Raw genomic sequence first — 13,120 nt, 5'->3', positions numbered from 1 at the left:
TTGAATTTATAAAAATGAGGAGAGCACAATGACAGAACTCAATTGTCCATATTGCAATTTTGACGAATATGACGTGATTGCAAAAAATGATTTTGGTGTTGTACTTCCTGAACCACATACACTGTCTAAAGGGCATGCTGTCATTGTCCCGCTACGTCATGTTGGTTCATTTTTTGAAATTACTGAAAAAGAACGTAAAAGTTTAATGTCCTTACTTGAACAAGCGCGTAATGAATTAAATTTACGCTATCAACCCACTGGCTTTCATATTGGGTTTAATGATGGACAAGTTTTTGGCGAAGCCACTGAACATGTGCATATTCACATTATTCCACGTTATGAAAACCAAACATTGGCGCTTGATACCCGCTGGGGCTTTAAAAGCTAAAATTTAAAAATTGACACTCACTAAGGAGCTTCGGCTCCTTTTTTTGATAGCCACTATTTTTGCATTTCCCCTGATATACAGATTTCGTTTTGAACAAAAAGAATACCTATTGAAAGATGTATACTAGGCAGGTTTTTTCAATTTTGACTGTATTGCATGTTTAACTTTTCTGATGCCCTTCTCGACTGGTTTGATGTCCATGGTCGTCATGACTTACCGTGGCAAGTGAAGGATGACCCTTACAAAGTGTGGGTTTCAGAAATTATGCTGCAACAAACCCAAGTCAAAACTGTCCTACAATATTTTGATCGATTTATTCAACGATTTCCAACTGTTGAAGACTTAGGTCATGCTTCTTGGGATGATGTGGCACCCTATTGGGCTGGCTTAGGCTACTATGCACGGGCTCGGAACTTACACAAAGCCGCAGGTATTGTTGCACGTCAGGGACATTTTCCAAGCAATCTTGAGCAGTGGATGGAACTACCGGGCATCGGCCCGTCTACCGCAGGTGCGCTGATGTCTTTGGGTTTAAGACAATATGGCGTGATTATGGACGGCAACGTCAAGCGAGTATTGTCTCGATTCTTTGCTATTGAAGATGATTTATCGAAACCTGTACATGAAAGGTCCATGTGGCAACTGGCGACAGAGCTCTGCCCCACTGAACGCAACCACGATTATACCCAAGCGATTATGGATCTGGGTGCAACGGTATGCACGCCGAAAAAACCACTCTGTTTATATTGTCCCATGCAACAGCACTGCAAAGCACATGCTCAGGGTTTAGAAACTGAATTACCTTATAAAAAGCCTAAAAAGCCTGTTCCAGTGAGAGAGGCTCAAGTCATGCTGATTCAATCTGCAGGAGAATGGCTGTGGATACAACGTCCGAATAGCGGTCTATGGGGCGGTCTGTGGTGTTTACCTATTTTTGATCAACCCCATGAGTTTCAATCCCACACTCAGCAGCTTGGACTGAAACCTACCACTACTCAAGTGCAAATATCGCATAGTTTTACCCACTTCACTTGGCTTTTAGAGGCTACAGTGTTTAGCGTTGCCGCCGATCAAAAAGAACATTTAGCCATTGAATGCAACGCACAGTGGTATACCCCGATACAAGCCACTGCACTCGGTATTCCAACCGCCATGAAAAAACTCATTTCTACGCTAGAACTCGAAAGCCATTCTATGCCATAGTTTTGAACTGCTCATCAATTGAATAGGGACAAATGTGACTCAAGGATTTTTTCAGCTTCGCAAAGGGTTGTTCAGCGGTATTGGTTTTATTTTGCTTTTACTCAGCGCCTGTACGTCGACTCCACCCAAACCATCAGGCAGTACATTGCCTGCTCATGAAGTGAAAAAATTACAAAACATGCGTTTATCCAATCAATTGCCTGTTCCTGTTCATCAAGTCAAACGAAGTGCGCTCAAGGATACTTGGGGCGCAGCGCGTAGCCAAGGACGAAGCCACGAAGGTATTGATATTATTGTTCCACGTGGAACAAAAGTCCTCAGTGCTACAGAAGGTTTAGTTGCTGACTTACGTAATAACAATTTGGGTGGTAAAGTGATATGGATTATGGGGCCCGCAGGTTCTTGGCATTATTATGCGCATCTTGATGGTCATAAGCGTGGCTTAAACGTCGGCGACTATGTCAAAAAAGGTGATGTCATCGGCTATGTAGGTAATACTGGCAATGCTCGACATACTGCACCACATTTGCATTATGGCATTTACTTGGGTGGTAAAGGTCGCAATGCCGTTAACCCCTATCCGTATTTACGTTAATTTTAGGAAACATACATGTCAGAAGCGTTGATCAATCGTCTGGTGGAATTTGCAGAATCTGGTAATCAACAAAAAATCAGCCTCAATGGACAGTCTTATCAGGGCTGGATCATGGAGATCACTGAAGATGCATTACTCATCAGTACCGGCTACGCAGACAAATCGGGTAAAGATGTATGGATTCAATTTGCCGATCTCGATCAAGCGGAACTGTTGTATTGGGACAATAAAAACGACCAATGGACAGCTTTTAAAATTTAATTCAAAAGGAGCATTCAACATGACAACACAACGCTGTGCTTGGTGCTCCGAAGATCCTTTATATATTGCCTACCACGACACTGAGTGGGCTAAACCTAGTTTTGATGAGCAGCATCTCTTTGAAATGCTGTGTCTTGAAGGACAACAAGCGGGGCTGTCTTGGATCACTGTGCTGAAAAAGCGGGCTTGTTATCAGCAGCATTTTTTTCAATATCCCATTGCCGAAATCGCAGCGTTGAGTGACCTTCAATTACAAGAAAAATTACAAGATTCAGGTTTGATTCGTCATATCGGCAAACTCACTGCCATTCGAGATAATGCAAAAGCATGGCAACAGTTAAAAGCCCAAGGGATTCATCCTGTGGAATTTCTTTGGAGTTTTGTCGAAGGTCACATTGCCAATAATGATGTAGTTGAATATCGTAGCGCCCCTGCACAAACCGCTCAAAGTCAGGCCATGTCCAAAGCATTAAAAAAGCATGGCTTTAAATTTGTCGGCCCAACGACTTGCTATGCTCTGATGCAAGCTATCGGCATGGTCAATGATCATGAAAATCACTGTGACTTTAAATACACGCACGCAGAATGACCTCAAAACATAAAGGATAGAATAATGAGTGACAATACAATCCACGCCTATGCAGCAATGAACAGTGGTGAAGCCCTTGTTCCCTACCAATTTGATCCAGGTGAATTACAAGCCCATCAGGTTGAAGTCAAAGTCGAGTATTGCGGTCTTTGTCACTCAGATATTTCTATTATCCAAAATGATTGGAAATCTTCGGTTTATCCTGTGGTCCCAGGGCATGAAGTGATTGGAACCATTACCCAACTCGGCAGCGAAGCCAAAGGACTGAAAATCGGACAACGTGTGGGCATAGGCTGGACAGCAGAAAGTTGTCAACACTGTGACCCATGTATCGATGGTCGCCAAGTGCAATGTACTGGAACCAAGACAGCGACAATCGTCGGTCATGCAGGTGGCTTTGCCGACAAAGTCCGTGCTGGCTGGCAATGGGTTATTCCGCTTCCAGATGATCTCGATCCAACCAGTGCTGGCCCTCTGCTCTGCGGTGGGATTACGGTATTTGATCCCATATTACAGCACCAAATTCAGGCCATTCACCATGTTGCCGTGATCGGCATTGGTGGTTTAGGTCATATGGCGATTAAATTGCTCAAAGCTTGGGGCTGTGAAATTACCGCATTCAGCTCAAACTTAGATAAAACCGATGAACTTAAAGCTATGGGGGCTGACCATGTGGTGAATAGTCGTGATCTTGCCGCGATTAAAGCACAACGTGGTAAGTTCAATTTAATTTTAAGCACGGTCAATGTGACGTTGGATTGGCAAGCCTATCTTTCAACTTTGGCACCGAATGGAAGCGTTCACATGCTCGGCCTAGCACTTGAGCCGATGCAAATCCCCGCAGGTATGCTGATCAGTGGTGCTAAATCTGTCACTGGCTCATCAACAGGCTCTCCTGCAGCACTGCGTGAATTACTTCGATTCGCCGCACGTCAAAATATTGCACCACAAATTGAAATGTATCCAATGTCTCAGGTGAATGAAGCGATTGAACGTTTGCATTCAGGAAATGTTCGTTATCGAATTGTGCTGAAAGCTGATTTTTAACGCTAAAAATCTAAGCCCAAAAAGCCTGCTGCATGCAGGCTTTCTTCTGCCCTTTATACACTCATCAAAATTAGACGGTGTTTGTATTTATGCATTCCTTACGCACCCAATCTGCGAGCAATAAAATAGCCTGCTGAATTTCTGTCGACAGCTCATGCCCTGCATTTAGGCGAATACAATTGTTATAACGATTGTCCTCACCAAAAATTAAACCTGGCACAATATTGATGCCATGTTTTTGCGCATGGTAATACAGCGCCAAACTGTCTATTTGTTCAGGCATCTGCAACCACAGAGCATAACTGCCTTGAGGCCGATTTAGACGGATATCAACCCCTTGAAAAGCATCGTAAATATACTGACGATACTGCTCGACTTGCACCATTAATTTAGGACGCAATTCAGCAAGATGTTGGCGATACGCACGACTAAAAATCAAATCGGCAAGTCCTAACTGCAAAGGCGTATTCACCGAATCATTTTGCAAAAGTAATTTCGGACGCAAATGTTGCAAATGTGGTGGAAGACAAAACCACCCCACCCGATAAGAAGGCGATAAAGATTTTGAAATCGACCCACAATAGATCACATAGCCCGCCCGATCCCAATATTTGATAGGCAATGGTCGCTTTACATTGAAACTACACTCAGCATAAATATCATCTTCAATCACATAACATTGATATTTTTCAGCCAGTTGTGCAATTCGTTCCTTATCTTCATTACTTAAACAAAAACCCAAAGGATTTTGAAAATTTGCAGTCAATAAGCATACTTTCGCGCCTGAATCCCGCATCGCCTGCTCTAAACGATCTAAATCAAAACCTTCCGTATTGGCAGGAATTTCAACAATTTTCCGCTTCAATAAAGCCAATAATTGCAATTGCCCGTTATAGTTCGGCGTCGGAACAATGACACTCTCCCCTTCCGCACTTAGATTTTGCAACATCACTGACAAAGCAGGCATACAACCATTGCTGATGTAAATATCATCCTTAGGCATGTAAAAACCATCTTCAGCCCAATGTGCCGACAAAGCTTCACGCAATTGTGGATGACCTTGCCGATTGTTATATAAAAAATCTTCTGGTTTACAATGCTTTAATGCCCTTTGGATTGAACGTCTGATTGCTTCAACAGGAACAAAATTGGGGGACAACTGAATTGAACCCAAATGAATCAGGCGACTATTTGCAGATGCTTCATGGATCTGAATTTGCAATTCTAAATTCGAAATTTCACGAGGTCGGGAATCAAAATCAGGATGATTCGGCACGGCAATTTGCTGGGCTTTCTGTGAGGATTGTACAAAATAACCAGACTTTTCTTTGACATAAATGAGGCCTTTGGCTTCAAGTAATTCATAGCAGCGTTTCGCGGTATTTAAACTGATCTGATGCTGCTGTGAAAATTGACGTAGCGCATAAAGACGCTGCCCTGCGGCCAATTCACCACTATAAATTTTCTGTGCCAACTGCTGCGCAAGCTGCTGATATTGAAAAGCCATCTGTACCCTTTTTTTAATCATTTTTGTATCTGTACCCATTAAGTTAACAGATTTAAGCTGAATGCATCAGGTTGATATCTCAAAAATAACGATAGGGGGACAATTAAATGAATGACTTCACGCAGTTTCGAGCAGGTCTAATCATCTTCAGCACACTCACGCTTATGGCGTGCCAACCCGATCAGCACACTCAAGCTCAAAGCCAGCAAAATTTTATCTGTAAATCTTTAATTCAAGGCTTTTTGAGTGCCCAAAAACTGACGCAATATGAACTTGAGCAGATCCAACCGATCACTAGCGGCGGGTTACATCAGCAGCTATATATTTATAAAGCCAAATCTGAAAACGGCATGAATATCATGCCGCAGCAAGCCAAACTTCGCTTTGCCTGTGAACAAATGATCGCGCGGCAATTTCAAATCAAGTTACATCCGCATCCATTTCCAGAACAGGCTTTACTCAGCATCGAACTCCCTGAGGCACAGCACATGCAGCAGTTGACTGCATTTCGCCTGCCTGAGATGCAAAGTCATTGATCGTTCATATTGAACTGAATCATTACTGGTGCTTATTTTAAAATTTCGGGAAAGGTCGCAACAGTTTTGCTTTTACCCAACTGCACTTTCATTTTTTGTAGCATTTGATAAGGCTGTTGCTGCACGAACATATTCACGAAACTGAGCGGAATGGAGCCTTCCGGATTGGCGTAGCCATAGGTCGACACTTTGACTTTTTGATTGCCTAAACGCTGGAAGGTCCAATCGCCCTCATAGTCGGTGAGGCGTACATAATTGGGATTGATCGGATAACCTTTTTTCACCGCTTTATTTTGGATGCTAATGATGCCTTGTGCATCTTTACGCATTTTGCCTTGTACCACTAAATCACGGTCTTTCAAGGGAAAAGGGAAATCCAGCACCATATATAAGCTGAATTCACCTTTCTGGTCATCACGGGATAAGACTTTGACACTGCCCATATAAGGGACCCAATTCACTGCATTTTCCACATCTAAAATCAGGGAAACCGCTTTTTCGATGGGCACATCAAAACTAGTTTCAGCTTTGTATTGAAAGACAGGATTTTGAGCATTTTGGTAGGTCCAAACTTTAATATTATTTTTATTAATCGTGAGTTTGGCATTATCCATAGTTTTCGCTTGTACTGCCGCAGTGAATGCGACAGCACAGGCCATAAAGATGACTTTTTTCATTCCATTGATCGTCTTATTTTAATTTTATGCTGTTGTTATAACGGATTTTAACGCGCTTTTATACGTCAATATCGTTAAAACCCAGTACATCTTTCATATCGTACTTACGTGCTTCACGACCAACTACCCATGCAGCTGCACGTACTGCACCAGAGGCAAAGTTCATACGGTTAGTCGCTTTATGGGTAATTTCAACACGTTCGCCATCCGCAATAAACATCGCAGTATGTTCACCGACAATGTCACCACCACGAATCGTTTGGAAGCCAATGGTTTGACGTTCACGTGGACCCGTATGACCTTCACGGCAATACACAGCATCTTGTTTTAAGTCACGTCCTAAAGCACCGGCAATGGCTTCGCCCCACATGAGCGCTGTACCTGATGGTGCATCAACTTTATGACGATGATGAGCTTCAATCACTTCAATATCCACAGTATCGCCAAACACTTTTGATGCGAGTTCTAGAAGTTTAATTGAAACGTTTACACCGACAGAATAGTTCGCTGCATAGACCACTGGAGTTTCTGTTGCTGTTTCATCGAGATAAGCTTTTTGCTCATCATTCATACCTGTGGTACCAATGACAATCGCAACGCCTGCTTCACGGCAAAGTTTAAGATGCTGTGCTGTTGCTGCAGGTGCAGTAAAATCGATTACGACATCACAATCTTTTAAAACCTCAGCTAGGTTACCGACAACCTTTACGCCAACCGCGCCAATCCCTGCAAGTTCACCGGCATCCGCACCGACCAAGCTACTTTCAGGACGTTCTACCGCAGCAGCTAATTGATAACCAGCTTGCTGAACCGCCTGAATTAAGATGCGTCCCATACGACCGCCTGCGCCCAAGATACCAATACGTGGAGCTGCTGACATAACATTTTCCTAATGTTGATTCGAAATTGGTCTTACTATATCAAAACTCCATGCGCAGGCTAAGTTACAAACAAAAAAATCCTGCATTTTCCGAAAGACTTTTGCAAATCAACTTCTACCACAGACGCTGACTATTCCCTCACCAAGTTTGAGCATTTTCACGGTATGATAGGCGCGTTCTATTGATCTTGAATATTCATGAAAACCCTATTGTATCTTTGTGCGGCAGTCTGTATTGCACTGGCATGGCTGATTCCGATTCATTACCGACCTTGGGCCACGTATACCGGTGAGCTTTATACCTTCTTTGCCCTGTTTGCCTTAGCGGCAACGTTCTTTAAAGAAAAGCTCATAGTGGCAAAAATTTCCTTGCCCCTGTTGCTCTTAGCGCTGATTCCCTTCGTCCAATTGGCTTTTGGGCAGGTGTATTATTTTAGTATTGCCTTACTCTGTATGCTGTTTGTGTTCAGCTTCTGGCTATGTATCAATCTTGGTTTCAGCCTCTCGCAAGGTACGGAAAAACGCGAAAAAACCTTCCTATACCTGAGCTATACCTTTGTTGCTTCGGGGGTCATGACCGGACTCATCGCAATATGTCAGTGGCTAGATTTTGACTCGTTTCTTCCTTTTGTGATGAAAATTAGTGGAACTACGCGCCCATTTGCAAATTTTGCTCAGCCGAATAACATGGCCACGTTTCTGCTCATGTCCTTGTTAGCCTGCTTATATGTTTATGAACAGCAAAAAGTTAAAACCCGCTATTTGGTCGCTTGTGCAATTCCTATTTTAATTGGGGTCGTGCTCAGCCAATCTCGCACCTCTTGGGTGGCAAGTATCTGTGTCCTAGTCTATTTGGCTTATGCACAGTACAAAGATTATATCCGTCTTCGCTGGTTTTACAGCTTGGCCTGGTTTATCGGCTTTGTGGCACTGATTGTATTGATGCCAAAATTAAGTCAAATCATGAGCCAAATATCCGACATGAATATTCAAGAAAGTCGTGACGTAGCTGAACGTGCTGGTGGAGATATGTCTCGTTTAGCCATTTGGCAACAAATGGCGCATGCCGTAGCTGCACAGCCTTGGTTTGGCTATGGTTGGCATCAAACCAGTAGCGCTTTTGTCTCGATCTCTGACACGGTGCAAGGGCCTGTTTGGATTCGTAGCTCACACAATTTTATTTTGGATTTCTTATTGTGGAATGGCGCCATTATTGGTGTGCCGTTCTTGGCCTATTTCGCCTATTGGGGCATCCAATTACAGAAATTAGCTAAGTCTGCATTATCTGTCATTGGCCTATTGATGGTCGGTGTCTTCGTTATTCATGCCATGTTGGAGTTTCCGCAAAACTACGCATATTTCTTACTGCCTGCGGGTTTTATTATCGGGATTCTTCAAGCAGCGAAGCCACAGACGGCTACTTTGAGTCTGTCTCCGTGGTTTATCCGCATTGTTTTCGTGATTGGCGCAGTGCTGATCACGGTGATTTATCGTGATTATGCCAATGCAGCGATTCAGCTGGGTCAGGCATCAAAATATGAAAAAACACCGGAGAAAATCACCAACCATGAGCCGATCTATTTACTCACGGAATTTAGACATCGGGTAGCGATTATTCGTTTAAATCCATATTCCATCGTTTCTGAACAAACCATTCAGGATACTGAAAAATTGGTTCGCAGCTACCCAGCGAAATACCACATCATTAAATATGCACGTTTATTGGCCTTTAATGGTCGTGAGGCTGAAGCACGTCATCAGCTACAGCGTCTTAAAAATATTTATCGTCTCGACATGAGCTATGAGAGTTTATTACCGCCGATAACTCCTCCGAAACCTTAAAATGCTCAATAAAAAAGCCTGCAATTATGCAGGCTTTTTTATACCTGAGTTCACATCACAGCGAACTCGGGAAAATTGATTGAATCAAGTCAATTAATCAAACAAACGGTCGAAGAATGATTTTTTCTTCGGAGATGATTTATTATCATCGCCATCCATCGTGTCTTGTAACTCTTTTAACAACTCACGTTGACGAGCCGTTAAATTCACAGGCGTTTCCACCACGATACGACAGAGTAAATCACCGGTCATGCTGGTACGTACAGGTTTCACACCTTTACCACGTAAGCGGAACAATTTACCAGTTTGAGTCCCTTCAGGCACTTTCAAGCTCACACGACCATCGAGTGTCGGAATTTGAATTTCTTTACCCAATGCAGCATCTGCAATGCTTACAGGCACATCCATATACAAGTCAGCGCCATCACGTTGGAAGATTTCGTGTTCACGTACCACCACTTCTACATATAAGTCGCCTGCTTGGCCATCACGGATCGCCTCGCCTTTGCCACTTAAACGTACGCGGTCGCCATTGTCCACACCTGCAGGAATGGTCACCTCTAAAGTTTGCTGACGGTCAGAAACCCCTGAACCATGACATTTATTACATGGGTTCTTAATGATTTTACCTTGACCACGACAGGTGCTACAGGTTTGCTGCACAGAGAAGAAGCCCTGTTGCATACGCACTTGACCGGCACCATGACAGGTTTTACAGGTTTCAACGTCATTCGGATTTTTAGATCCTTTACCATCACAGGCATCACATGGCGCTGGCGCAGTAAAGGTAATGGTTTTTTTCACGCCCTTCACAGCTTCCTCAAGGGTAAGCTCCATAACATAGCGTAAGTCTGAACCACGGCGTGCACGTTGCTGACCACCACGGCCACCACCGCCAAATGCGCCACCGAATATGTCACCAAACTGACTAAAGATATCTTCTGCGCTAAAACCGCCACCGAAGCCACCGCCGCCGCCCATGCCGCCTTCAAAAGCTTGATGTCCCATACGGTCATACATACTACGTTTTTCGCTGTCCGATAAAACTTCATATGCTTCTGCAGCTTCTTTGAATTTTTCTTCAGCTTCTGGGTTATCTGGATTACGGTCAGGGTGATACTTCATCGCCAACTTACGGTAGGCTTTTTTAATTTCATCATCACTTGCGGTTTTAGATACACCTAAAACCTCATAATAATCACGTTTAGCCATGTCTGGCGATGCTCCTCACGGAATTTAATTTAATACTTAACTGTGGTCTGAAATTGGGGAATCAAACCATTTTTTCAAGGGGTAGGCAGGAAAAAAATAAATCGACTTAGAAAACAGCCTTATTTTTAACGAATTTGGATAGACCTTGGATCCATGCATTTAATAGATACAAAAAGGCAATCGAAGAAAAGATCACACCAATTACCGTGCATGCAGTCACCCAAAGATAGGTGTCCCAATAATAGAAAAATAAAGGAATAAACCACAGTGCGGCAAAAATGGCCATCATGGAATAAATCACGACGGTGCGCATGACCCAAAGCGCTTGGGCTTGTAGCCAAACTTCTGTAGAATCGATTTGAGTCACTTTGCGTGCAAAACCGTAGGCAAATACACCACTAATCAGGGTAAATAAAGCGAAAAACATGAAGACATAAGAAATCGCAATATAACGGCGATACTTAGCTAAACTCTCTGCTGTCATCTGTGATTCAACCCCGTACACCACAATATGCCGCGCTGCACTTGTGGTAGTTTTACTTTTTAAAAATGTCTTTGTAGATCAGGTGCTACTATAGAGAAAAATTCAATATTTCGCACCCAATATTATGACACTTTTAAGGATTCTGCTGAGTTTTTTTCACTTTAAACCACTGTGCATATAGCGCAGGTAAAAAGAACAAGGTCAGCAGGGTCGCCACGATCAATCCACCCATAATCGCCACGGCCATTGGACCGAAGAAAATACTGCGAGAAAGTGGAATCATCGCCAATACAGCGGCCAATGCAGTCAACACAATGGGACGGCAACGACGTACCGTCGCATTGATAATCGCATCCCAAGCCGACTCCCCGGACTGAATATCTTGTTCAATCTGATCAATCAAAATCAGTGAATTGCGCATAATCATTCCTGACAGTGCAATCGTGCCGAGCATTGCCACAAAACCAAAGGGTTTATTGAACAATAACAGGAATAACACCACGCCAATAATGCCCAAAGGTGCAGTTGACATACTCCCACCACCAAGCTAAGAGCTATGGTGGGGGAATCTTTGCGACCCATGCAATCTTAGAGATTGCACCTTTCGATACCGCACTGCGCTGACAGTATGGCGGTACAGGAACTCTTTATACAGCACTATGTCCTAGTGCATCAGCTAAAGCGAAATTGCGTATATTCAAGCTTGCATTCAAATCACGATCATGCACTGTTTCACAGTCAGGACATTGCCATTCTCTTATGCTTAGTGGCAATTTTGTCATAGTATAACCACAACATGAACATGCTTTAGAACTTGGAACGAATCTTCCAATTTGTAGCACATTCTTACCGAACCATTTTGCCTTGTATTGCAATATCGTAAGAAATTGACCCCAAGCCACATCCGAAATGGACTTGGCTAATTTTCGATTTCTTACCATGTTTTTTATCCCTAAATCTTCTACAGCATACGTGGTCGCTTGGTTTTCACAGATCAAGTAATGCGTGAGTTTGTGATGTAGGTCTAAGCGTTGCAGGCGCACTTTTTCATGGATGAATGCAACACTTAATTTTTGACGTTGATAATTCTTTGATTCTTTCTTCTTTCGAGCAAATATCTTCTGCTGTATGGATAGTCGGTTTTGAGCCTGTCGCAAGTATTTTGGATTTTCAACCTTATTACCATCGGATTGAATGAGCATGTGATTCAAACCCATATCAATTCCGATGGTTTGATCAGCTTGAATTGTTGTTGATGCAACAAGTTCTAACTCTGACTCGACCAAAATCGAAGCATAATACTTACCTGTCGCTGTTTTGCTAATGGTGACAGTTTTGATTTTCCCATTAAATACCCGACTAAATACAGTTTTTATCCCTTTAATTTTAGGTAGATGAAGTAATCCGTTCTCAAAGCTCACTGTTGCGTGCTGAGGGCATTGATAAGACCGTTGCGGTATTTTCTTGGATTTGAACCGTGGGTAGCCGACAAGATGACTTAATGGGCGTTTTTCATCAGGATTTGGTTTATATCCTTTGATCTTTCTGAATTCAACCTTGCCTTTCTTTAATCGCTGAAAAAAGTTGTTGTAAGCAGTGTGTAGGTGAAGTAACCCACTAAGAAGTGATTGACTATTCACCTCGTTCAACCATTCGAATTCAGGTTGTTTTTTCATGGCAACTAATTGGTCTTGAATATCCTTTTTTGATAATAATTTTTGAGTTTCAGAATGAGCTTTAGTTTGAAGTGCTAAAGCCCAATTGAAAATAAAGCGAGTGCATCCGAAGTGCTTTTCAAATTGCACTTTCTGCTCAGAAGTAGGATAGATGCGATATTTATACGCTTTCAAAAAAGGTTGTTTCATGGTTATAATTTAGCAAATTAATTGCTTAGTGTAA

At 42.8% G+C, this 13,120-nt stretch carries 14 protein-coding genes and 1 pseudogene; 8 read left to right on the top strand and 7 right to left on the bottom strand.

Going from position 1 to position 13,120, the window contains the following annotated elements; translation table 11 throughout:
- Nucleotides 1–28: 28 nt before the first annotated feature.
- The 6 genes from FTV27_RS13285 (at nucleotide 29) to FTV27_RS13260 (ending at nucleotide 4,083) form a co-directional block, all read left to right on the top strand.
- Nucleotides 29–388, top strand: a complete 360-nt coding sequence (locus FTV27_RS13285; protein WP_180078959.1) for an HIT family protein — start codon at nucleotides 29–31, stop codon at nucleotides 386–388.
- A gap of 156 nt (nucleotides 389–544) precedes the next feature.
- A complete protein-coding gene (gene mutY / locus FTV27_RS13280; protein ID WP_180078958.1) occupies nucleotides 545–1,591 on the top strand; it encodes an A/G-specific adenine glycosylase in 1,047 nt (348 codons plus the stop codon).
- Nucleotides 1,592–1,658: 67 nt separating this feature from the next.
- Nucleotides 1,659–2,186, top strand: coding sequence for a M23 family metallopeptidase (locus FTV27_RS13275; protein WP_218949567.1), 528 nt, complete (start codon nucleotides 1,659–1,661; stop codon nucleotides 2,184–2,186).
- Between the two features lie 15 nt (nucleotides 2,187–2,201).
- The gene (locus tag FTV27_RS13270) at nucleotides 2,202–2,447 is read left to right on the top strand and encodes a hypothetical protein (protein ID WP_180078957.1); all 246 of its coding nucleotides are present in this window, start codon (nucleotides 2,202–2,204) and stop codon (nucleotides 2,445–2,447) included.
- A 19-nt stretch (nucleotides 2,448–2,466) separates the two neighbouring features.
- Nucleotides 2,467–3,036, top strand: a complete 570-nt coding sequence (locus tag FTV27_RS13265) for a DNA-3-methyladenine glycosylase I (protein WP_180078956.1) — start codon at nucleotides 2,467–2,469, stop codon at nucleotides 3,034–3,036.
- Between the two features lie 24 nt (nucleotides 3,037–3,060).
- Nucleotides 3,061–4,083, top strand: a complete 1,023-nt coding sequence (locus FTV27_RS13260; RefSeq protein WP_180078955.1) for an NAD(P)-dependent alcohol dehydrogenase — start codon at nucleotides 3,061–3,063, stop codon at nucleotides 4,081–4,083.
- Nucleotides 4,084–4,153: 70 nt separating this feature from the next.
- On the opposite strand, the gene FTV27_RS13255 is transcribed toward FTV27_RS13260, so the two are convergent.
- Entirely contained in the window at nucleotides 4,154–5,590 is a 1,437-nt protein-coding gene (locus FTV27_RS13255) for a PLP-dependent aminotransferase family protein (protein WP_180078954.1), read from the bottom strand.
- A gap of 107 nt (nucleotides 5,591–5,697) precedes the next feature.
- Between FTV27_RS13255 and FTV27_RS13250 the strand changes: the two genes are divergently transcribed.
- A complete protein-coding gene (locus FTV27_RS13250; RefSeq protein ID WP_257224738.1) occupies nucleotides 5,698–6,126 on the top strand; it encodes a hypothetical protein in 429 nt (142 codons plus the stop codon).
- A 32-nt stretch (nucleotides 6,127–6,158) separates the two neighbouring features.
- Here FTV27_RS13250 and FTV27_RS13245 read toward each other — a convergent pair whose 3' ends face one another.
- Nucleotides 6,159–6,803 carry an START domain-containing protein gene (locus FTV27_RS13245; protein WP_180066868.1) on the bottom strand — a complete coding sequence of 215 codons (645 nt, stop codon included), beginning with the start codon at nucleotides 6,801–6,803 and terminating at the stop codon, nucleotides 6,159–6,161.
- A 58-nt stretch (nucleotides 6,804–6,861) separates the two neighbouring features.
- Nucleotides 6,862–7,683: a 4-hydroxy-tetrahydrodipicolinate reductase gene (gene dapB / locus FTV27_RS13240; RefSeq protein ID WP_078194102.1), complete on the bottom strand. Its 822-nt coding sequence runs from the start codon at nucleotides 7,681–7,683 to the stop codon at nucleotides 6,862–6,864.
- Nucleotides 7,684–7,881: 198 nt separating this feature from the next.
- Here dapB and FTV27_RS13235 point away from each other — a divergent pair, with 198 nt between their 5' ends.
- Entirely contained in the window at nucleotides 7,882–9,525 is a 1,644-nt protein-coding gene (locus FTV27_RS13235) for a PglL family O-oligosaccharyltransferase (RefSeq protein WP_180078953.1), read from the top strand.
- Nucleotides 9,526–9,618: 93 nt separating this feature from the next.
- Here the strand turns inward: FTV27_RS13235 and dnaJ are convergent, their stop codons facing one another.
- The 4 genes and pseudogenes from dnaJ to FTV27_RS13215 all read right to left on the bottom strand — a co-directional run bounded on the left by dnaJ (nucleotide 9,619) and on the right by FTV27_RS13215 (nucleotide 13,086).
- Nucleotides 9,619–10,737 (bottom strand): molecular chaperone DnaJ, encoded by a 1,119-nt coding sequence (gene dnaJ / locus FTV27_RS13230; RefSeq protein WP_111885156.1) that lies wholly within the window; start codon nucleotides 10,735–10,737, stop codon nucleotides 9,619–9,621.
- Nucleotides 10,738–10,843: 106 nt separating this feature from the next.
- On the bottom strand, nucleotides 10,844–11,221 hold the full coding sequence (locus FTV27_RS13225) for a hypothetical protein (protein ID WP_180003650.1): 378 nt from the start codon (nucleotides 11,219–11,221) through the stop codon (nucleotides 10,844–10,846).
- Nucleotides 11,222–11,354: 133 nt separating this feature from the next.
- A pseudogene (locus FTV27_RS13220) lies at nucleotides 11,355–11,747 on the bottom strand (efflux RND transporter permease subunit); the annotation flags it as partial.
- A 121-nt stretch (nucleotides 11,748–11,868) separates the two neighbouring features.
- The gene (locus FTV27_RS13215; RefSeq protein WP_180047579.1) at nucleotides 11,869–13,086 is read right to left on the bottom strand and encodes an RNA-guided endonuclease TnpB family protein; all 1,218 of its coding nucleotides are present in this window, start codon (nucleotides 13,084–13,086) and stop codon (nucleotides 11,869–11,871) included.
- Between the last annotated feature and the right edge of the window lie 34 nt (nucleotides 13,087–13,120).

Origin of the sequence: Acinetobacter sp. YH12251, assembly GCF_013417465.1 — a bacterium.
GTDB lineage: Bacteria > Pseudomonadota > Gammaproteobacteria > Pseudomonadales > Moraxellaceae > Acinetobacter > Acinetobacter amyesii.
This window is presented reverse-complemented; position numbering and strand designations above follow the sequence as displayed.

What these genes read in the sequence shown, in the direction of transcription:
- FTV27_RS13225 (WP_180003650.1), bottom strand. Translation starts at nt 11,221, where the DNA reads ATGACAGCAGAGAGTTTAGCTAAGTATCGCCGTTATATTGCGATTTCT.
- FTV27_RS13260 (WP_180078955.1), top strand. Translation starts at nt 3,061, where the DNA reads ATGAGTGACAATACAATCCACGCCTATGCAGCAATGAACAGTGGTGAA.
- mutY (WP_180078958.1), top strand. Translation starts at nt 545, where the DNA reads ATGTTTAACTTTTCTGATGCCCTTCTCGACTGGTTTGATGTCCATGGT.
- FTV27_RS13245 (WP_180066868.1), bottom strand. Translation starts at nt 6,803, where the DNA reads ATGAAAAAAGTCATCTTTATGGCCTGTGCTGTCGCATTCACTGCGGCA.
- FTV27_RS13250 (WP_257224738.1), top strand. Translation starts at nt 5,698, where the DNA reads ATGAATGACTTCACGCAGTTTCGAGCAGGTCTAATCATCTTCAGCACA.
- FTV27_RS13215 (WP_180047579.1), bottom strand. Translation starts at nt 13,086, where the DNA reads ATGAAACAACCTTTTTTGAAAGCGTATAAATATCGCATCTATCCTACT.
- FTV27_RS13255 (WP_180078954.1), bottom strand. Translation starts at nt 5,590, where the DNA reads ATGGCTTTTCAATATCAGCAGCTTGCGCAGCAGTTGGCACAGAAAATT.
- dnaJ (WP_111885156.1), bottom strand. Translation starts at nt 10,737, where the DNA reads ATGGCTAAACGTGATTATTATGAGGTTTTAGGTGTATCTAAAACCGCA.
- FTV27_RS13235 (WP_180078953.1), top strand. Translation starts at nt 7,882, where the DNA reads ATGAAAACCCTATTGTATCTTTGTGCGGCAGTCTGTATTGCACTGGCA.
- dapB (WP_078194102.1), bottom strand. Translation starts at nt 7,683, where the DNA reads ATGTCAGCAGCTCCACGTATTGGTATCTTGGGCGCAGGCGGTCGTATG.
- FTV27_RS13285 (WP_180078959.1), top strand. Translation starts at nt 29, where the DNA reads ATGACAGAACTCAATTGTCCATATTGCAATTTTGACGAATATGACGTG.
- FTV27_RS13265 (WP_180078956.1), top strand. Translation starts at nt 2,467, where the DNA reads ATGACAACACAACGCTGTGCTTGGTGCTCCGAAGATCCTTTATATATT.
- FTV27_RS13270 (WP_180078957.1), top strand. Translation starts at nt 2,202, where the DNA reads ATGTCAGAAGCGTTGATCAATCGTCTGGTGGAATTTGCAGAATCTGGT.